This window comes from Micromonospora sp. NPDC048843 (genome assembly GCF_040649965.1).
GTDB lineage: Bacteria > Actinomycetota > Actinomycetes > Mycobacteriales > Micromonosporaceae > Micromonospora > Micromonospora hortensis.
On sequence record NZ_JBEZGJ010000008.1, the window covers coordinates 73,848 to 92,757 of the forward strand.

Here is an 18,910-nt window from a genome sequence, read left to right on the forward strand (position 1 = left end):
CGGTCTGCCACTGGCAGCCCGACCGGCGCTACCCGCTTAACGACCGTTCGGGGTAAGTTTCTGGCACAGCCATGTCGGTGTGCGGTCCCGCATGCCGTTGTTCCGCAGGGAGGTCAGCGCGATGAGCGGTGGTGACAAGCTCGACTTCGAGATCCGTCCGAATCTCGCGCCGATATCCGCCGCCGATCGGGCCGCACTGCTGACCAACCCCGGGTTCGGCCGCGTCTTCACCGACCACATGGTCACCGTCCGCTACGCCGACGGCAAGGGCTGGTACGACGCCCGGGTGGAAGCCCGTGCCCCGATCCCGATGGACCCGGCCAGCGCGGTGCTGCACTACGCGCAGGAGATCTTCGAGGGGCTCAAGGCGTACCGCACGGCCGACGGCGGCGTGACGATGTTCCGGCCGGACGCCAACGCGGCCCGCTTCGCCACCTCCGCGCAGCGGATGGCGATGCCGGTGCTGCCGCCGGAGGTGTTCGTCGACTCGCTGCACAAGCTCATCGAGATCGACCGCGAGTGGATCCCCACCGGCGAGGACGGCAGCCTCTACCTGCGCCCGTTCATGTTCGCCAGCGAGGTCTTCCTCGGCGTCCGTCCGGCCAACGAGTACCTCTACATGGTGATCGCCTCACCGGTCGGTGCCTACTTCACCGGTGGCGTCAAGCCGGTCACCGTCTGGGTCTCTCCGGACTACACCCGTGCCGCGCCCGGTGGCACCGGCGCTGCCAAGTGCGGCGGCAACTACGCCGCGTCGCTGGCGGCCCAGGCGGAGGCCATCGAGGCCGGCTGCGACCAGGTCGTCTTCCTGGACGCGGTGGAGCGCCGGTTCGTCGACGAACTGGGCGGCATGAACGTCTTCTTCGTCTACGACGACGGCACCGTGGTCACCCCACCGTTGACCGGCACGATCCTGCCGGGCATCACCCGCGACGCCGTCCTCGCGCTGGCCGGCGCGGCCGGGCACCAGGTCGAGGAGCGGCCGGTCAGCTTCGCCGACTGGCAGGCCGACGCCGCCAGCGGGCGCCTGCGGGAGGTGTTCGCCTGCGGCACCGCAGCGGTTGTCACCCCGATCGGTGGGGTCCGCTTCCCGGACGGCGAGTTCCTGATCGGTGGTGGCGAGCCCGGCCAGGTCACCATGGCCCTGCGTCAGCAGTTGGTCGACATCCAGCGGGGCAAGACTGCCGACCCGCACGGCTGGGTGCAGCGGGTCTTCTGATCTCTCTGCCGCTGCACCGGCCCGTCCACCGGATGGGCCGGCGCAGTCGGCCCTACGCGTCGGTGGGCTGCGCCTTTGAGGGCTCGTCGAGCAGGTGGTCACGGAGCGCGGCGAGCTGCTCGTCGGTCACCCCGGCGTGGCGCAGGTACGCCTCGATCGAGCCGTGCCCCGCGCGCAGCTCGTCCAGGAAGATCTGCATCGCCTCGGCGGGTGAGCTCAGGAACGGCGCCGGCACGTCCACGCCGCCCGGGTTGATGGAGGCCAGCCAGGCGCTGTACCGGGCCGACGCCGCACTGCTCAACGCGTAGTCCGCTGTGATGTCAGCGTCGTCGACGCCGAGCACGGCGAGGGTCAACGCGCACACGATGCCGGTGCGGTCCTTGCCGGCGACGCAGTGCACCACCACCGGGGCGTTGGCGGAGTCGGCGATCAGGCCGACCGCCTCGGCCACCCCGGCGGTGCCGGTCTGGGCCAGGTCGGCGTACCGGTCCGCGAGGTACCGGGCCAGGCTGGCGCCCTCCTCGTGTGGCGTACCCGCCCAGTCAGCGTGCTCCGGGTGAATGTGCCGGTAGGTCAGCCCCTGGTACTCCGGCACCCGGCCGTCGCGCTCCACCTCGGTGGGGCGGCGTAGGTCGATGACCGTGCGGATCCCGATCGCGGCGAACGCGTCCCGGTCCTGCTCGGTGAGGCGGTGCAGCGAGTCGGAGCGGTAGAGCCGGCCTCGGCGTACGGATCGGTCGTCGTGGCCGAGGTAGCCACCGACGTCGCGGAAGTTGAAGGTGGCGGGGAGCGAAATCTGTCGGCTGTCGTCGATGGCGTCCACGCCCTCACGGTAACGGCCGGTGGGGCAGCGCCCCACCGGCCGTCGGGTCGAACAGTCACCGTGCGGTGCCGGGCGGGAGCGCGCCGTACGTCTCGTCGTAGTAGCCACCCAGCTGATCCCGGTAGTTCGGGTCGCTGTGGCTGGTCTCGTCGTACTCCGGGGCGGCCTTGATCTGGTCCCTGGTCCGGTCGACGGAGACGGTGCGCTGGTCGTGGTCGACCTGGTTGACGGTGCCGGCCGGCAACATCACCTTCTTGCCGAAGATCCAGGGCCCGGTGTCCACGACCAGGTAGCTGCCGCCCACCTCGTGACTGGCGCTGTCGATCTTGCCGATTCCACCGTCGGTGGCCTCGACCTTGTAGCCGACCAGGTCGACGTCGGCCACGCCGGCCTGGTCCCGGTAGCGCCAGGGGTCGAACGTGCCGGCCGGCGCGCCGCCGGCCACCGCGCCCTGGTCACCGCCGCGCAGCGGGTCCGGCCCGGCGTGGGTGGCGTGCGGATCGATCCTGTCCATGCCGTTCACTCCTGACTGTCACCGATCAACTCATGTCTCCGCAGGAGCTACCCGGCTGTCGGGGGCCGGAAACGGCGACAGGCTCAGGCCAGGGCGGCCTCGGCGTCCAGGGTGACCGCCGCGGCGTGCACCACGGCGGAGATCCGCAGGGCCTCGTGCAGTTGCTCCCGGGCGAAGCCGCTGCCGCGCAGCTTCTTGTCGTGCAACTCCAGGCACACCCCGCAGCCGGCGATGGCCGACACGGCGAAACACCAGAGTTCGAAGTCGCCCTTGTCCACCCCCGGCCTCGCGATGATCTGCATCCGCAGTCGGGCCGGCATCGAGGCGTACTGCTCGTCGCCGATCAGGTGCTTGGCACGGTAGTAGATGTTGTTCATCGCCATGATCGCCGCTGCGCCCTTGGCCGCCTCGACACCCTCCGGCCCGAGGTGCCCGAGCGCCTCGGCCGCGATCTCCCGCAACACGACAGGGTTGCGGGCGGTCACCGCACAGGCCAGCGCGGTGCCCCAGGTCTGCGCCGGGGTCAACGCCGAGGAACCGATGGTGGAGCCGAGGTTGAGCCTGATGTCCTTGGCGTACTCCGGCATGGCTGCCGTGATCGCGTCCAGGCCCATGGTCAGACTCCGGCGGCGGGGATCTCGTCGGCGATCTCCGTCGGGCTGATGGAGGTGAAACCCATCGGCCCGACGAAGACCACGCACCACGTGCCCTCGTGGGACGTGTGGTTGATCGTCCTGGACGCGTTGTTGGCGCCCAGCGATACGCAGGCGGCGGGTCCGTGCTCAGGTAAGCGGTCACTGACGGTGAGCACAGGTCCTCCTTGCAGACGGCACGGTGGCCATCATCGGATCCGTTCCAGATGCTTCCGCATTGCTGTTTCCACCGATGACTGGCCTGGTGGCTTGTGAAGCCGATCACGAGCGGCGGTCCGGGGCGAACGAACCCTCCGTCACCGTCCCGCTATGTGGATTGCTCCTCCCATATACGGGGGAGGGGTGGCAGAGTGGCCATCGTGACCAGCACCGCCCTGATTATTGCGACCTAGCGCGCCGGCTCTCCCCTCTGCCGAGCGCGCAGACCTCCCGCATCCGCGGGAGGTCTTTTTGTTGCTCCGAGAAAGGATCCTGATGACGTTCCAGGTCTTCGACACCACGTTGCGCGACGGCGCCCAGCGCGAGGGGCTCACCTACTCGGTGGTCGACAAGCTGGCAGTTGCCCGGCTGCTCGACGAGTTCGGCGTCGGCTTCATCGAGGGCGGCTGGCCGGGCGCGGTGCCCAAGGACACCGAGTTCTTCCGCCGCGCCCGCACCGAGCTGGATCTGCGGCACGCCGTGCTCGTCGCGTTCGGCGCCACCCGCAAGGCCGGCGTCGCGGTCGCGGACGACCCCCAGGTGCGCGCCCTGCTGGACGCGCAGACCCCGGCCGTGGCGCTGGTCGCCAAGGCCGACATCCGGCACGTCGAGCGCGCGCTGCGCACCACCGGCGCCGAGAACCTCGCCATGATCCACGACACCGTCAACCACCTCGTCCGCGAGGGGCGTCGGGTCTTCGTCGACGGCGAACACTTCTTCGACGGCTACCGGCACGACCCCGCGTACGGCGCGGCAGTGGTGCAGACAGTGCTCGCCGCCGGCGCCGAGCGGATGGTGCTCTGCGACACCAACGGCGGCATGCTGCCGTCCCAGGTGACCGCCGTGATCCATGACCTGACGACCCGGCTGGGGATCGACGCCGCGCTGCTCGGTATGCACGCCCAGAACGACACCGCCTGCGCGGTGGCCAACACGATCGCCGCCGTGGAGGCGGGCGTCCGCCACGTGCAGGGCACCGCCAACGGGTACGGCGAACGCCCGGGCAACGCCGACATCTTCGCTGTCGTCGCCAACCTCCAACTCAAGCTCGGCATGCCCGTCCTACCGGAGGGCTGCCTGGCGCAGATGGTGCGGGTCTCGCACGCCATCGCCGAGATCGCCAACATCGCCCCCGACACCCACCAGGCGTACGCCGGGGCCGCCGCCTTCGCCCACAAGGCGGGGTTGCACGCGAGCGCGATCAAGGTCGACCCGTTGCTCTACAACCACGTGGATCCGTCGGTGGTGGGCAACGACATGCGGATCCTGATCACCGAGATGGCCGGCCGGGCCAGCGTCGAGCTCAAGAGTCGTGAGCTCGGCCTGGACCTGGCCGGCAGCCCGGAAGCCCTGACCCGGGTCACCAAGCGGGTCAAGGAGCTGGAGGCGGGTGGCTGGTCCTTCGAGGCGGCCGATGCCTCCTTCGAGTTGCTGGTCCGCTCCGAGTTGCCGGAGGGCAGCCCGGCCCGACCGTTCACCCTGGAGTCGTACCGGGTGTTGGTCGAGCACCGCGAGGACGGCGCCGTGGTCTCCGAAGCGACCGTCAAGATCCGGGTCCGCGGTGAGCGGGTGATCGCCACCGCCGAGGGCAACGGCCCGGTCAACGCCCTCGACGAAGCGCTGCGGGTAGGGCTGGCGCGGCACTATCCACAGCTGCGCGACTTCGAGTTGGCCGACTACAAGGTGCGGATCCTGGAGGGCAGCCACGGCACCGGCGCTGTCACCCGGGTCCTGCTGGAAACTTCCGACGGCGGCGGCCGGGACTGGACCACTGTCGGCGTCCACCCCAACGTGGTCGAGGCCAGCTGGCACGCCCTGGTAGACGCCCTCACCTACGGCCTAGCCCCCACCCCCGTCTAACCCGCTGCCTCCCCGCCCCACCCCCCACTCCCGCGATCTTGCACTTTGTGTCGACGGTCTGCGGCTTTTGTCGCTGATGCCGGGACAGTAAGTGCAAGATCGACGAGGTGGGGCGGGGTGGGGTGGGTTAGGGGTTAGGGAGGGTGAGGGTGGCTTGGACGGGGCGGTGGTCGCTGCCGGGTAGGGCGAGCACCTGCACCGAGCGGACCGCTATCCGGTGGTCGACAAGGACGTGGTCGATGGTGACGGGTGGGATGAGGTCACCGTCGTACGGACCCCAGGTGCCGGTCAGGCCCTCTCCGGCGGCGTCGGCGGCGTCGACGTAACCGCTGCGCAGCAGGGCTCGCAGTGGACCGTGGTCGAGGGTCGCGTTGAAGTCTCCGGCGAGGATTCGCAGGCCACCGTCCGGGGTGGCCGGTGGTTGGGCGGTCAGGTCGGCACGCCAGGCACCCACCTGGTCCAGCGCGTACGGCGCTGAGGGGTGGGCCGACTCGACGCGGACCGGGGGCCCGCCGGGGACGGACACCGTCGCGTACGCCTGGCTGAAGCCCCAGCCTTCGAGGTTGCGTCGGACGCCGCCGTCGGTGATCGGCCACCGCGAGTAGAGCCCGGAGCCGGGGGTGCCGATCTCCGGGTTGAGCTGCCGGTGCGGCAGTAGCGTGGCCAGGCCGAGCTGATCCAGGGCGGCCTGCGCGTCCGGGGTGAACTCCTGCACTGTGAGCACGTCCACCTGGTGTCGCCGGACCAGCTCCACCAGTGTCCGCGCGTCGCCGGCGCCGGCGAGCAGATTGGCGGTGAGCAGCCGCACTGTCGGCCCGCCCGCCGCCGGCTGCCTGTCGGCCAGCGCCCGAGGTGCGACGGTACCGAGCAACGCCACCGCCGCCACTGCCGCGAGCGCCGCCGGCCACCAGCGCCGCAGGGCGAGCGCGAGGGCCAGGACCAGCACGCTGACCCCCGCGACGTACGGCGTGAAGGCGAGCGCCTGCACCAACGGCCCCCGGTCCAGGCCGAGCAGCCGGACGGCCGCCCAGAGGGCGGTGGGTACGACGGCAAGCCAGCAGAGCACAGTGCCGAGCCGAGCGTTCCGATGCGCGCGTGGAGCGTCGACGATCACGACGGTGATCGTAGTCGGGCCCGACGAACCCATTTCATGAATGGCGATGCGCTCACATTTCACAATTATCTGACGGTTGGTTGACACCCCGGAAAAGCGAGATCAACTATTGACTGGCGGCTTTTTCCGGTGCTACGTTCCATCTGGCTTAAGCGACGCAACTCTGAGTAGTAACCGCAGCTCAGAGGGGATAAGGATTGGTGGTAAATCAATCTCGTCGGGTGTGAGCGAGGCAGCTTTCCCCGGCCCAACTGTCGTCGTACGCCTATTTATGGGCAGTCATCCGTCCCGCCCCGCGGGTCGGCCGAATTCGCACGGTCACACAAGGGGGACCTGTCATGAGCACATCCTTCCGACGTAAGGTGGCGGCGGTCACGTTCGCTGTCCTGGGGCTCAGTCTCGCCGGCGGGGGCATCGCTATCGCCCAGCCGTCCGCGAAGGCGCCGCAGGAAACGGTCCAGCCGGCACGCGGCACGAACTCCCAGCCGCCGGTCAGCGCCGAGTCGGCGCGTATCGCGAAAGCCGCGCTGAAGGCGAACGCGGCCACCCCACTGGTGGCCACCAACGTCTACACCGTCGTCAACTCCAACGGCACCAAGGCGCGTGGCGGCGGCACAGTGGTCAAGTACGGCGTCGGGGAGTACGAGGTAATCTTCGGTCACAACGTGACGGCTGGTGCCTTCCTGGCGACGCTCTCACTGTCCGGCTCCTGCTGCATCCCACCGGGTGGCGAGGTGTCGGTCGCGCCGCGGCTGCTGACGCCCAACGCGGTCTTCGTACAGACCCGCAACTCGGCCGGGACTCCGGCCAACCTGGGCTTCACCCTGCTCACCCACACACCCTGACCGAACCGACACCCGACACCCGGCCCCCGTCGCCTCCGGCGCGGGGGCCGGACCCTGTCTGCCCGGCGCGCGCCGCCCGCCCGGATCGGCAGCCCAGAAAGCGTCGGGCCCTCCTCGACCGGTTCGTGTCAGTCGGGCGCACACTGGCCGATCCCTCGCCGGTTGTCCGTGACTCGGCAGGCTCGCGACGGTCGTCACCCTTCCGCGCGGCTCATCCCCATTCCGGCCACTCCGGGCCGGTCCCTGCCGCACAATCCCACGTTTGCCGAGCGTGTGCCAAGGGAAGCAAGCACCGTGACGGACATCTCGGACACCCTGGCCAGCATGCCCAGCCCGGTCGATCCGGAGCCGACCGGCATCGAGCTGGAACAGACCCTCTTCGAGGTCAAACGCGTGATCGTCGGGCAGGATCGCCTCGTCGAACGCCTGCTCACCGCCCTGGTCGCCAACGGACACTGCCTCCTGGAGGGGGTACCCGGCGTGGCCAAGACACTGGCCGCGCAGACCCTAGCGACGGTGGTCGGCGGCACCTTCTCCCGGATCCAGTTCACCCCGGACCTGGTGCCCTCCGACATCGTCGGCACCCGGATCTACCGGGCGTCCAAGGAGACCTTCGACATCGAGCTGGGCCCGATCATGGCCAACCTGGTGCTGGCCGACGAGATCAACCGAGCCCCGGCCAAGGTCCAGTCGGCGCTGCTGGAGGCGATGGCCGAACGGCAGGTCTCGATCGGCGGGCGCAGCTGGCCGGTGCCGGAGCCATTCTTGGTGCTGGCCACGCAGAACCCGATCGAGTCCGAGGGGGTCTACCAGCTCCCGGAGGCGCAGCGTGACCGGTTCCTGATGAAGGTGGTGGTCGACTACCCCAGCGACGCCGACGAGCTGGCCATCCTCTACCGGATGAGCACCGACCGGCCGACCCCGCGCCGGGTGCTCGACGCGCAACGGCTGCGGGACCTCCAGATCCACGCCGAGCGGGTCTTCGTCCACCACGCGTTGGCCGAGTACGTGGTGCGGCTGATCCTCGCCACCCGCGACCCCGGCCGGTTCGGGCTGCCGGAGATCGCCCCGCTGTTGGCGTACGGGGCCAGCCCCCGGGCCACCCTGGGCCTGGTCGCGGCGGCCCGGGCACAGGCCCTGCTGCGGGGGCGGGAGTACGTGCTGCCCGAGGACATCCGCGAGCTCGCCGTCGACGTTCTCGCCCACCGACTGGTGCTCTCCTTCGACGCGGTGGCCGACGGGGTGTCGGCCGAGAGCGTGGTGCGACGGCTCGTCGAGGCGGTGCCGCCGCCCCGGCTGGCCACCGGACACCCGCAGCAGACACCGGATCTGGCGGCGGCATGAGACGCGCCGCCGTCGCGCCCGCCGACCCCGGCCTGGCCGAGCTGGCCCCGGACCAGCGCCTGCGCCGCCTGGAGTTGACCGTCACGCGCCGACTGAACGGCCTGCTGCACGGCCAGTACCGTGGTCTGCTGCCCGGTCCCGGCAGCGAACCCTCCGGCAGTCGCGAATACCGGCCGGGCGAGGACGAGGTCCGCCGGATGGACTGGGCGGTGACCGCCCGGACCGCGGTGCCGCACGTCCGGCAGGTCGACGCCGACCGGGAGCTGACCACCTGGCTGCTCGTCGACGGCAGCGCCAGCATGGAGTTCGGCACCGCCGAGCTGGACAAACGGGAACTGGCGGTGGCCGCCGTCGCGGCGGTCGGCTTCCTGACCGCTGGCGTCGGCAACCGCCTCGGCGCACAGGTGCTGCGCGCTGACGGGGTACGCCGCTTCCCGGCCCGTAGCGGGCGTACCCATCTGCTGTCCCTGCTCCGCGCGCTGCTCGCCGCCCCCCGGGCCACGGCGCCCACCGATCGGCCGGGGCGTGGGCCGGCGGCCCGACCGCCGGATCTGGCCGACGGCCTCGACGCGCTGCACCGCATCGCCAATCGGCGTGGGCTGGTCGTGGTGGTCTCCGACTTCCTCGACGGTCTGCCCGACGATCCCGGCCAGACAGCGCCCTGGGAGCGGACCATGCGCCGGCTGGCCGTCCGGCACCAGGTGCTGGCGATCGAGGTGACCGACCCGCGGGAGCTGGAGCTGCCGGACGTCGGCCTCATCACGCTCGTCGACCCGGAGACCGGTCGGCACCGTGAGGTGTGCACATCGGACCGTGGGCTGCGCGAGCGGTACGCCGAGGCCGCCACCGCCCAGCGCGAGCAGGTCCACCAGGCGCTGCGCCGCAGCGGGGCCACCCATCTGCCGCTGCGCACCGACGGCGACTGGAGCGCCGACATCGTCCGGCACGTGCACGCCCAGCGTCGGCTGGCCGCCGCGCCGGCCGGCCGGCCCCGGGGAGGTGCCGCGTGATCTGGCAGTCGCCGCTGCGACTCTGGCTGCTGCTCGGCGTGCTCGCCCTGGTCGTCGCCTACCTGGTGCTGCAGCGGCGACGCAGCCGCTACGCGGTCCGCTTCACCAACCTGCGGCTGCTGGACCGGGTGGCGCCGGAGCGGCCCGCCTGGCGTCGGCACGTACCGGCCGGGCTCTTTCTCGCCATGCTGGCGCTGCTCGTGGTCGGCTTCGCCCGACCGAGCGCCGAGGTCCGGGTGCCCCGGGAACGGGCCACTGTGATGGTGGCGGTGGACGTCTCCACGTCGATGCTCGCCACCGACGTCGAACCGGACCGGCTGGCCGCTGCGAAGGAGGCCGCCCGGCGCTTCGTCGAGGGCCTGCCCGACGAGTTCAACGTGGGTCTCGTCGCGTTCGCCGGCAGTGCCGCCGTGCTGGTGCCCCCGAGCACCGACCGGGACGCCCTCGACGAGGGGATCGACAGGCTCGCCGAGGGCATCACCGGTGTCCAGGGCACCGCCATCGGCGAGGCCATAAACACCTCACTCGGCGCGGTCAAGAGCCTGGACAGCGAGGCCGCGAAGGAGACACCACCCGCCCGGGTCATCCTGCTCTCCGACGGCGCCAACACCTCCGGCATGGACCCGATGGAGGCGGCAGCGGAAGCGGTGAAGGCGGAGGTGCCTGTGCACTCGATCTCGTTCGGCACCCCGTCCGGGTTCGTCGACAGAGGTGGACGGCCCATCCAGGTGCCTGTGGACGGACAGACCCTCAAGGCGGTCGCCGAGGAGACCGGCGGCATGTTCCACGAGGCCAGTACCACCGACGAGCTGCGGGCCGTCTACGACGACATCGGCAGTTCGGTCGGCTACCGCACCGAGCGGCAGGACATCTCGGCCCGGTTCATCGGCCTCGGACTGGTGTTCGCGATGGGCGCCGCCGCCGGCTCGATGCGCTGGTTCTCCCGGCTGCCCTGACCGCCACGCACACCCGACGTCGACAGTGAGGAGTACGCATGGCAGTGCAGACCGGACTGGGCGAACCGCGCGGTCCCTGGTTCATCTCTCCGGAACTCGACCCGGACGGGCGCGGGTGGTGGGACACGCCCGAGCGCGACCCGGGAGGGCGACGCCCCGGGCGGCTGCTCGCCGTGTTGGGCGTGGTGGCGGTCTCGGCCGTCTCCGGCGCTCTCGCCGGCGGCGTGGTGGCCAGCCGGGACGGGGCTGGTGGCCCGGCTGCGGCGTCCGCGGCCCCGGTGCCGGCCGAGCTGGTCACCGCTGCTGAGCGGACCGTACCCGGGGTGGTGTCGGTGCTGGCCGGCGGCACGACCAGCGGGTCCGCGAGCGGTGGATCCCCGACCGGAGGGTCCGCGACCGGCTCCGGCTTCGCTGTGGACGACCAACAGCACCTGATCACCAACGACCACATCCTGGCCAAGGCGGGTGGCGGCCCGGTGACAGTGGAACTGCCCGACGGCCGCCGGTTCGCCGCCGAGGTGGTCGGACGGGAGCCGCGCAGCGACCTGGCGGTGCTGAAGGTGCCGGCATCGGCAGGTCTCACCCCGCTGCCCCTGGCCAAGCCGGGCGCGACCCGGGTCGGTGAGCCGGTGCTCGCGGTGGGGTCGCCGCTCGGTCTGGCCGGAACTGTCACCGCGGGCATCGTCAGCGCGCTCGACAGGCAGGTGCGCCTCGGCAACAACCGGCACACCGCTGTGCAGACCGACGCGTCCATCAACCCCGGCAACTCCGGTGGGCCACTGGTGAACGCGCGCGGAGAGGTGGTCGGGGTGAACACCGCCATCGCCACCATCGATGGAAACGGCTCGATCGGCATCGGGTTCGCCATCCCGATCGACCAGGTGCAGCAGACCGCCGACACGATCATCGGCAAGGGTGGCTGAGCTGCCCGAACGCCCCGACGGGGGCCACCACTGTCGGATATCCGGCCGGACGGCATCGGACCATGGAAATATTACGTTCGGTATGGATACTGGCGGAGGTGGAGCGTCCTCTTCTCACGGTCCTCCTGCTGGTGGGCCTGATCATCGGATGTGCAGTGGGGTCGGCGTACGCCCGGGCACGACGCGGGTGGAACGATTACCAGACCGTCAAGAAATCGGTGCCAGGCGCTCGCCGGGGCGCCTGGTCACTGATCCGCGGCGTCGTCGTGAAGGCCGCTGTGATCGGGGTGCTGCTCTTCGGCGCTGTGGCGTACGCGGCCGTCGGCTCCGACGAGGAGACCGCCGGGCCAGCGCCCAGCCAGTCCCCGACGCAGAGTGAGCCTCCGCACCGATGACCCCCGGCGGTTCGTCGCGGGTTAGCCTCGGGGCGTGGACGACGGACTGCGGGTGACCGACCGGTGGGTCGTCCCCGCCGGGGAGCTACGGGAGCGCTTCTCCCGCTCGTCGGGGCCGGGCGGGCAGGGTGTGAACACCGCTGACTCCCGGGTCGAGCTGAGCTACGACGTGGCCAACTCGCCGGCCGTGCCCGACTGGCTGCGGCCGCGGGCGCTGGCCCGACTCGCCAACCGCCTCGTCGACGGGGTGCTGACGATCGCCGCCAGCGAGCACCGGGCCCAGCTTGCCAACCGGGAGGCGGCCCGGGCCCGGATGACCGCCCTCCTGCGGGAGGCCGCAGCGCCCCCACCGCCGACCCGCCGAGCGACCCGCCCGTCCCGGGGGGCCAAGGAACGCCGGCTGGCCGAGAAGAAACGCCAGTCCCAGCGCAAGCGGGACCGCCGCGCCGACGACGACTGATCCGGGACGGCGACTGATCCGGGACAGCGACTGATCCGGGACGACGACTAGTCCGCGACGGCGGCGAGCAGCCGGTCGCGCAGCACGGCGGCCCGCTCGGCGAACCCGCGCTGCGCCACCGCGTACTCCGCCCGGCCGTCCGGAGTCTCCACACGCACCGGCGGGTAGCCGAGTGCCGCCAGGTCGTACGGGCTGGCCCTCATGTCCAACGTGCGGATGTCCCGGGCCAGGTCGAACGCGTCGGCCACCAGCTCCGAGGAGACCAACGGCGACAGCTTGTACGCCCACTTGTACAGATCCATGTTGGCGTGCAGGCAGCCCGGCTGCTCGTGCGCGTGCTGCGTCTCCCGGGTCGGGCTGAGCAGGTTCAACGGGCGGGCCGGCGCGGTGAAGAACCGGAACGCGTCGAAGTGGCTGCACCGCACGCCCCGCTCCTCGACGACATCGGCGGTGCGTTCCGCGCTGAGCCGCAGCGGCCAGGCGTTGTGCCGCAGCTCCTCTCGGGTCTGCCGGTAGACCATCGCCCACTCGTGCATCCCGAAGCACCCGAAGTGCGGCGCACGTCCGCGCGTCGCCGCCAGCAGGGAGCGGATCCAGGCGATCGACTCGCCGCGCCGCGCGCGTACCCCATCGGTGTCGAGGGTGACCCCGGCGGTGCCGGCGCGGTAGTCGCGGCCGAACTCGGCCGGATCGGCGTCCCGCAGCTCGACCCCGGGGCCCGGATGCCAGCGCCGCAGCTGGGCCGGGCGATGCGAGTAGTAGGTGAACAGGAAGTCGGCCACCGGGTGCCGCTCACCGCGTCGTCGCCGGGCCAGGTGCGGGGTCAGCCAGACGTCCACCCGCTCCTCGTGGGCCCGTCGGCGAGCCTGCCACTGCGTCGCGTCGAGCACGGCGGGGGCGAGGGCGGCGGTCACGCATCCCAGGGTACGACCGCCGCCCGCACACCGGTCAGGGCATCTGCACCCGGACCCCGGCGGAGAACACCCCGCTGCGTAGCTCCAGCTGCTGGGGCGGGTCCCGCCCGTCGACCGTGAAGACCAGCGGGAGCACCATCCGGGTGCCAGCCGCCATCGGGTCGGCGAAGACGTCCCGACCCAGGTTCGCCGTCCGGGTGGCCGACTCGTCGGTGCTCACCCAGCGCCCACCGGGCAGGTACGCCCGTTGCAGCTCGCTGTGCCAGGGCTGGTGCTCGCCGGTGACGTTGCGCACGCCTACCGTGGCCTCGCATCGTCGCCCGTTGGCCGGTGCGGCACCGCCGCCGTTGGCCTTCCCGGCGGTGCCGGGCGCGCCGCAGGTCATCCGGTACACGGTGAACTCGAACGCCGACTCGCGCAGCGGCACGCCCAGCGACCCGGCGACCGCGGTGCCCACCCAGGCGCCGCTGGTCGGCTGCTTCTGCGTGTCGATCGCCGCGACCTGCCGGGTCGCCGTCCAACCCGCGGTGCCGACCACGCCGGCCAGCACCACGACGGCGGCGCCCACCAACATCCAGACCGGCGGGGTACGCCGACGCCGCACCGGACTCGGCGCTGCCGGGCGGGGATAGACCGTCCCGCGGCCACCCTCGGCGCCGCCGCCGGTGGACAGCGCGGCAGCCGTCACCCGACGCCCGCGCCGACGCCGCCACACCCACACCAGGGCGGCGCTGATCAGCAGCAGGACCGCCAGGCCGGCGAGCAGCACCGGGTAGCGACGCCACGGCGGCGCCTCGTCGACCTCGGCCGCCGGTGCCGCTGCCGCCCGCCAGGTGGCCGTGGCGCAGTCGTACGGCCGGCTGCCGTCACTGGTGAACGCGCAGGTCGGCGCGGTCAGCGGCCGGCCCGGCGCGGTCGCCGCGAGCGCGGTGCCCAGGGTGGTCGTGCTGTGCGCGGGCAGCCGCAAGCGCCAGGTCACCTCGGTGGCCGATCCGCCAGCCGGGGTGGATCGGCCACCACCGCTGATCGCTGTCGTCGACGAACCGGGCGGCAGTTCCTGTCGCACAGTGGTCTCCAACGGCGAGTTGCTCACGTTGCGCACCTGGATCCGGTACCTCGGTGCCGGGCTGCTCTCCGTCGCGACCGCCACAGTGACCTGTTGCGGGGGCGCCGACGCCGGTGCCCGGGTCGGTGGTGCCACCGCCGGTGGTGCCGAGGGCGGGGTGGGCTCTGTCACCCGCGCGACCATCGCCACCGGCGGCCGGGTTCCCGCTGGTGCTGGTGTGGCGGCCGGTGGTGGTGCGGCCGTAGTTGGTGGTGCCGTGGCGGCCGGTGCCTGTGGCGTGGCCGCCGTTGGTTGTGGCGTGGCGGCCGGTGGTCGTGGCGCGGCCGCCGCCTCCGGAGCCGCCGTCGGCAGGGCCGGCACGGCGGCGAGGATGCCGAGGCAGTGCACGAACACTGCGAGGGCTCTGTGGTGTCGTGTCGATGCAGGCATACGAACGAACCTCCGGAGCCGACGCTAGGGGCGAGCCGCCTCCGTGCGGGTACGAAGTCGAGAAACCCGCCCCGGTCACCTCCAGCTCCGATAGGGTGCCGCGCGCTGACGGGTTGAGCACACCCGACCGCCTGTCCTGGCCGGTTGGGGCGTCGGCGGCGCTAGATTGGCCGGGTGCGTATCGCTCGTTTCGCCCATGCCAAGGGAATGTCGTTCGGTGCCGTCGAAGGCGAAGCGGAGGCCGGGCCGCAGGGCCTGACCATCGCCGAGATCGAGGGCCACCCGTTCGGCAATCTCTCCTTCAGTGGGGCCCGCTGGGCCCTCTCCGACGTCCGGCTGCTCTCGCCGATCCTGCCCAGCAAGGTCGTCTGCGTCGGCCGCAACTACGCCGACCACGCCGCCGAGCTCGGCAACGAGGTGCCCAAGGAGCCGCTGCTCTTCCTCAAGCCGTCCACCTCGGTGATCGGCCCCCGGGACGCCATCCGACTGCCGATCTTCTCCAAGCAGGTAGAGCACGAGGCGGAGTTGGCGGTCGTGATCGGGGCGCCAGGCGCGCGCCGCGCCGACCGCGCCGCCGCCGAACGCGCCATCTTCGGCTACACCTGCGCCAACGACGTCACCGCTCGGGACCTCCAGCGCTCGGACGGGCAGTGGACCCGGGCCAAGGGCTTCGACTCGTTCTGCCCGATCGGTCCGTGGATCACCACCGGGCTGGACGTCTCCGACCTGGAGATCCGGTGTGAGGTGGGTCGCAACCCGGAGGAGATGGAAGTACGCCAACTCGGCCGGACGAAGGACATGGTCTTCGACGTGCCGGGCCTGGTGTCGTACATCTCGCACGTCATGACTCTGCTGCCCGGCGACGTGGTTCTCACCGGCACTCCAGCCGGGGTTAGCCCGCTTGTCGAGGGGGATACGGTCACCGTGCGGATCGACGGCATCGGCGAGCTCACCAACCCGGTGGTGCCCGTCGCCTGATCCGTCTGATGCCCCTGCTTCCGCAGCTCACGGGTGGTTCGGGGGGATCGGATTTGGCCTGTCGGTACCGGGAGGGTAAAGTTCACTCCCGGCACCGCAAGGGGCCAATGGGGTATGGGGTAATTGGCAGCCCGACTGATTCTGGTTCAGTTAGTCTAGGTTCGAGTCCTGGTACCCCAGCGCTGCTGGAATTCGCGAGAATTTCCAGACGCTGGATTCTGACGGAGTTCGACTCCGCCCCTTCGGGGGCGGAGGGTGGTCTTCGGTAGAGTGCAGCTCCTCCACCGGTAAGGTGGGGGAGCAAAAGTTGTTCTGGCCCCGTCGTCTAGCGGCCCAGGACGCCGCCCTCTCAAGGCGGTAGCGCCGGTTCGAATCCGGTCGGGGCTACAGCGTGCACAGCCCGTCTCACCTCGTGAGGCGGGCTGTTTCGTGTCCGCCGCCACGCCCGTTCCAGCCCACGCCCAGGCCCTCGGGTGACGGCGCACCCCGCGCTCGTGCCCGGGTACGGTGCCGCTAGACTACATTCGCACCGCCCGCGAGGGTGGTGAACGGAAAAGTTCTGGCCCCGTCGTCTAGCGGCCCAGGACGCCGCCCTCTCAAGGCGGTAGCGCCGGTTCGAATCCGGTCGGGGCTACAACCAAAGGCTCATCTCGCGACGCGAGATGAGCCTTTCTCGTCCCCCATCCCACCCCGCCCCACCCCACCCCGCCTCTGCCACCCACCCCTCGCCCTTGGTGATCAAGAGCTTTGCGTCACGACACGCGGCAGGCGGTGACGCAAAGCTCTTGATCACCGGGAGCGGTCGGGTTGGGGCGGGAGGGCGCGGCGCGGGCAGGGTGGGAGGACGGGGGAGGGGGCGGGGGTTGGGCAGGGGAGGGGGCGGGGGTTGGGCAGGGGTTGGGCGGGGGTGCGGGTTAGAGGCCGGAGAGGCGTTGGCCGGCTCTTACTACGGCCATGGCGTGGCGTTCGCCGGGGCGGCGGCCCAGGCGCTCGATCGGGCCGGAGATGCTGACCGAGGCGATGACCCGGCCGGTGCGGTCGCGGATCGGGGCGGAGACGCTCGCCACACCGGCCTCCCGCTCGGCGACGCTCTGCGCCCAGCCACGGCGGCGTACCTCGGCGAGGGTGCGGCCGGTGAACTTGCTGCGCGGCAGGAGCGGCATCACCGCCTCCGGCGGCTCCCAGGCGAGCAGGATCTGGGCCGCGGAGCCGGCCGTCATCGGCAGCACCGAGCCGACCGGAACGGTGTCCCGTAGGCCGCTGGCGCGTTCCGCCGCCGCCACGCAGATCCGCTCGTCGGCGCGGCGCAGATAGAGCTGCGCGCTCTCGCCTGTGGCGTCGCGCAGCGCGGCCAGCAGAGGCTCGGCGGCGGTCAGCAGAACGTCCGGTGCGGCGTTGGCCAGCTCGCCCAGGCGGGGGCCGGGCCGCCATCTGCCCTGGGTGTCACGCACCAGCATTCGGTGGATCTCCAGGGCCTGGGCCAGGCGATGTGCTGTGGCCCGGGGCAGCTTGGTGCGTTCGACGAGTTCGGCCAGGCTGGCGCCGTCCACGCAGGCGGCCAGGATGACCACCGCCTTGTCGAGAACGCCGACACCGCTCATACTGTGTCCCACAAGCCGAAACTTACCTCCCAGAATTTAGGATGTCCAGATGGTGGGAGTCACTCCTGAGCCGAGGACCCTGGCCGAGAAGGTCTGGGACGCGCACGTCGTACGGTCCGCCGCTGGTGAGCCGGACCTGCTCTTCATCGACCTGCACCTGCTGCACGAGGTGACCAGCCCGCAGGCGTTCGACGGGCTGCGGCTCGCCGGGCGCCGGGTGCGTCGTACCGACCTGACCCTCGCGACCGAGGACCACAACACCCCGACCGGGTACGCCGACCCGGCGTTCCGCCTCCGTCGTGGTGACCTGCTCACCATCGCGGACCCGACGTCGCGTACGCAGATCGAGACGTTGCGCCGCAACTGCGCCGAGTTCGGAGTGCGACTGCACCCGCTCGGCGACGACAACCAGGGCATCGTGCACGTGATCGGCCCGCAGCTCGGTCTCACCCAGCCGGGCCTGACGATCGTCTGTGGCGATTCGCACACCGCCACCCACGGCGCGTTCGGCGCGCTCGCCTTCGGCATCGGCACCAGCGAGGTGGAGCACGTGCTGGCCACCCAGACGCTGCCGCAGAGCCGACCGAAGACGATGGCCGTGAACGTCACCGGCCAGCTCGCGCCCGGTGTGACCGCCAAGGACCTGGTGCTCGCGCTGATCACGCAGGTCGGCACCGGTGGAGGTCGCGGGCACATCGTGGAGTACCGCGGCGAGGCGATCCGTGCCCTCTCCATGGAGGGGCGAATGACAATCGCCAACATGTCCATCGAGTGGGGCGCCAAGGCCGGCATGATCGCGCCGGACGAGACCACCTTCGCGTACCTCAAGGGTCGACCGAACGCGCCGCAGGGCGCGGACTGGGACGCGGCGGTCCAGTGGTGGCGGACGCTGCCCACCGACGACGGCGCGCGCTTCGACGCCGAGGTGACCCTGGACGCCAGCCAGATCACCCCGTTCGTCACCTGGGGCACCAACCCCGGGCAGGGTGCGCCGCTGAGCGCCCCGGTGCCGGACCCTGAGGAGTTCACCACCGACTCGGAGCGCACCGCCGCCCGCCGGGCCCTGGAGTACATGGACCTGCGCCCCGGCACCCCGCTGCGGGAGCTGCCGATCGACGTGGTCTTCGTGGGGTCCTGCACCAACGGCCGCCTGGAGGATCTGCGGGCCGCCGCCGACGTGCTGCGTGGCCACCGGGTCGCCGACGGCGTCCGGATGCTCGTGGTGCCCGGCTCCGCCGCAGTGCGCGAGGCCGCCGAGGCCGAGGGGCTGGACAAGGTCTTCGCCGACGCCGGGGCCGAGTGGCGGTTCGCCGGCTGCTCCATGTGTCTGGGGATGAACCCCGACACGCTGAAGCCGGGTGAGCGCTCGGCCTCCACCTCGAACCGCAACTTCGAGGGCCGTCAGGGCCGGGGTGGGCGTACCCACCTGGTCTCCCCGCCGGTGGCCGCCGCCACCGCAGTGGTCGGCCGGCTGGCCGCCCCCGCCGACCTGTAGAAGGGACCGACGAGATGGTGCTGCTCGCCGCCGCCGTGATCGCCGCGCTGCTGTCGCTCAGCATGATCACCGACACGCGCTACGAACCGTTCGCCCTGGTGCTGCGCAACACC

19 protein-coding genes and 3 tRNA genes are annotated in these 18,910 nt (G+C 71.4%); 14 read left to right on the forward strand and 8 right to left on the reverse strand.

Features of this window, described 5'->3' with window-relative positions:
- Nucleotides 1–121 precede the first annotated feature (121 nt).
- A complete protein-coding gene (locus tag AB0C20_RS03865; RefSeq protein WP_357190724.1) occupies nucleotides 122–1,219 on the forward strand; it encodes a branched-chain amino acid aminotransferase in 1,098 nt (365 codons plus the stop codon).
- 52 nt (nucleotides 1,220–1,271) lie between these two features.
- Here the strand turns inward: AB0C20_RS03865 and AB0C20_RS03870 are convergent, their stop codons facing one another.
- The 4 genes from AB0C20_RS03870 to AB0C20_RS03885 form a co-directional block, all read right to left on the reverse strand.
- On the reverse strand, nucleotides 1,272–2,042 hold the full coding sequence (locus AB0C20_RS03870) for a tyrosine-protein phosphatase (protein WP_357190722.1): 771 nt from the start codon (nucleotides 2,040–2,042) through the stop codon (nucleotides 1,272–1,274).
- Between the two features lie 55 nt (nucleotides 2,043–2,097).
- A complete protein-coding gene (locus tag AB0C20_RS03875) occupies nucleotides 2,098–2,556 on the reverse strand; it encodes a PRC-barrel domain containing protein (RefSeq protein ID WP_357190720.1) in 459 nt (152 codons plus the stop codon).
- A gap of 83 nt (nucleotides 2,557–2,639) precedes the next feature.
- Nucleotides 2,640–3,170, reverse strand: a complete 531-nt coding sequence (locus AB0C20_RS03880) for a carboxymuconolactone decarboxylase family protein (RefSeq protein ID WP_357567259.1) — start codon at nucleotides 3,168–3,170, stop codon at nucleotides 2,640–2,642.
- A gap of 2 nt (nucleotides 3,171–3,172) precedes the next feature.
- Nucleotides 3,173–3,367: a hypothetical protein gene (locus tag AB0C20_RS03885; RefSeq protein ID WP_357190716.1), complete on the reverse strand. Its 195-nt coding sequence runs from the start codon at nucleotides 3,365–3,367 to the stop codon at nucleotides 3,173–3,175.
- Between the two features lie 316 nt (nucleotides 3,368–3,683).
- Between AB0C20_RS03885 and cimA the strand changes: the two genes are divergently transcribed.
- Entirely contained in the window at nucleotides 3,684–5,267 is a 1,584-nt protein-coding gene (gene cimA, locus AB0C20_RS03890; RefSeq protein WP_357190714.1) for a citramalate synthase, read from the forward strand.
- A gap of 127 nt (nucleotides 5,268–5,394) precedes the next feature.
- Here cimA and AB0C20_RS03895 read toward each other — a convergent pair whose 3' ends face one another.
- Entirely contained in the window at nucleotides 5,395–6,333 is a 939-nt protein-coding gene (locus tag AB0C20_RS03895; RefSeq protein ID WP_357190799.1) for an endonuclease/exonuclease/phosphatase family protein, read from the reverse strand.
- Between the two features lie 386 nt (nucleotides 6,334–6,719).
- Here AB0C20_RS03895 and AB0C20_RS03900 point away from each other — a divergent pair, with 386 nt between their 5' ends.
- The 7 genes from AB0C20_RS03900 to arfB all read left to right on the forward strand — a co-directional run bounded on the left by AB0C20_RS03900 (nucleotide 6,720) and on the right by arfB (nucleotide 12,314).
- A complete protein-coding gene (locus AB0C20_RS03900) occupies nucleotides 6,720–7,226 on the forward strand; it encodes a hypothetical protein (RefSeq protein ID WP_357190712.1) in 507 nt (168 codons plus the stop codon).
- Between the two features lie 294 nt (nucleotides 7,227–7,520).
- Nucleotides 7,521–8,570, forward strand: a complete 1,050-nt coding sequence (locus AB0C20_RS03905; RefSeq protein ID WP_357190710.1) for a MoxR family ATPase — start codon at nucleotides 7,521–7,523, stop codon at nucleotides 8,568–8,570.
- Nucleotides 8,567–9,580, forward strand: coding sequence for a DUF58 domain-containing protein (locus AB0C20_RS03910; protein ID WP_357190708.1), 1,014 nt, complete (start codon nucleotides 8,567–8,569; stop codon nucleotides 9,578–9,580). Before AB0C20_RS03905 ends, AB0C20_RS03910 begins: the two co-directional genes overlap by 4 nt.
- The gene (locus AB0C20_RS03915) at nucleotides 9,577–10,536 is read left to right on the forward strand and encodes a VWA domain-containing protein (RefSeq protein WP_357190706.1); all 960 of its coding nucleotides are present in this window, start codon (nucleotides 9,577–9,579) and stop codon (nucleotides 10,534–10,536) included. The genes AB0C20_RS03910 and AB0C20_RS03915 overlap by 4 nt, the downstream gene beginning before the upstream one ends.
- A 38-nt stretch (nucleotides 10,537–10,574) precedes the next feature.
- Nucleotides 10,575–11,459 carry a trypsin-like peptidase domain-containing protein gene (locus tag AB0C20_RS03920; protein WP_357190704.1) on the forward strand — a complete coding sequence of 295 codons (885 nt, stop codon included), beginning with the start codon at nucleotides 10,575–10,577 and terminating at the stop codon, nucleotides 11,457–11,459.
- 98 nt (nucleotides 11,460–11,557) lie between these two features.
- The gene (locus AB0C20_RS03925; RefSeq protein ID WP_357190702.1) at nucleotides 11,558–11,854 is read left to right on the forward strand and encodes a hypothetical protein; all 297 of its coding nucleotides are present in this window, start codon (nucleotides 11,558–11,560) and stop codon (nucleotides 11,852–11,854) included.
- 34 nt (nucleotides 11,855–11,888) lie between these two features.
- Nucleotides 11,889–12,314, forward strand: a complete 426-nt coding sequence (arfB, locus tag AB0C20_RS03930; protein ID WP_357190700.1) for an alternative ribosome rescue aminoacyl-tRNA hydrolase ArfB — start codon at nucleotides 11,889–11,891, stop codon at nucleotides 12,312–12,314.
- Nucleotides 12,315–12,361: 47 nt separating this feature from the next.
- Here the strand turns inward: arfB and AB0C20_RS03935 are convergent, their stop codons facing one another.
- Both AB0C20_RS03935 and AB0C20_RS03940 read right to left on the reverse strand, forming a co-directional pair.
- Nucleotides 12,362–13,228, reverse strand: coding sequence for a 3-methyladenine DNA glycosylase (locus tag AB0C20_RS03935; RefSeq protein ID WP_357190698.1), 867 nt, complete (start codon nucleotides 13,226–13,228; stop codon nucleotides 12,362–12,364).
- Between the two features lie 34 nt (nucleotides 13,229–13,262).
- The gene (locus AB0C20_RS03940; RefSeq protein WP_357567261.1) at nucleotides 13,263–14,723 is read right to left on the reverse strand and encodes a hypothetical protein; all 1,461 of its coding nucleotides are present in this window, start codon (nucleotides 14,721–14,723) and stop codon (nucleotides 13,263–13,265) included.
- Between the two features lie 174 nt (nucleotides 14,724–14,897).
- On the opposite strand from AB0C20_RS03940, the gene AB0C20_RS03945 reads away from it, so the two are divergent.
- The 4 genes from AB0C20_RS03945 to AB0C20_RS03960 all read left to right on the forward strand — a co-directional run bounded on the left by AB0C20_RS03945 (nucleotide 14,898) and on the right by AB0C20_RS03960 (nucleotide 16,335).
- Nucleotides 14,898–15,701, forward strand: coding sequence for a fumarylacetoacetate hydrolase family protein (locus AB0C20_RS03945; protein ID WP_091393135.1), 804 nt, complete (start codon nucleotides 14,898–14,900; stop codon nucleotides 15,699–15,701).
- 108 nt (nucleotides 15,702–15,809) lie between these two features.
- A tRNA-Gln gene (locus tag AB0C20_RS03950) sits at nucleotides 15,810–15,881 on the forward strand.
- A 134-nt stretch (nucleotides 15,882–16,015) separates the two neighbouring features.
- Nucleotides 16,016–16,088, forward strand: a tRNA-Glu gene (locus AB0C20_RS03955).
- Nucleotides 16,089–16,262: 174 nt separating this feature from the next.
- Nucleotides 16,263–16,335: transfer RNA gene (locus AB0C20_RS03960), tRNA-Glu, on the forward strand.
- A gap of 280 nt (nucleotides 16,336–16,615) precedes the next feature.
- Here the strand turns inward: AB0C20_RS03960 and AB0C20_RS03965 are convergent.
- Nucleotides 16,616–17,302, reverse strand: coding sequence for an IclR family transcriptional regulator (locus AB0C20_RS03965; protein WP_007456408.1), 687 nt, complete (start codon nucleotides 17,300–17,302; stop codon nucleotides 16,616–16,618).
- 49 nt (nucleotides 17,303–17,351) lie between these two features.
- Between AB0C20_RS03965 and leuC the strand changes: the two genes are divergently transcribed.
- Nucleotides 17,352–18,797 (forward strand): 3-isopropylmalate dehydratase large subunit, encoded by a 1,446-nt coding sequence (leuC, locus tag AB0C20_RS03970; protein ID WP_357190694.1) that lies wholly within the window; start codon nucleotides 17,352–17,354, stop codon nucleotides 18,795–18,797.
- The last annotated feature ends 113 nt before the right edge of the window (nucleotides 18,798–18,910 follow it).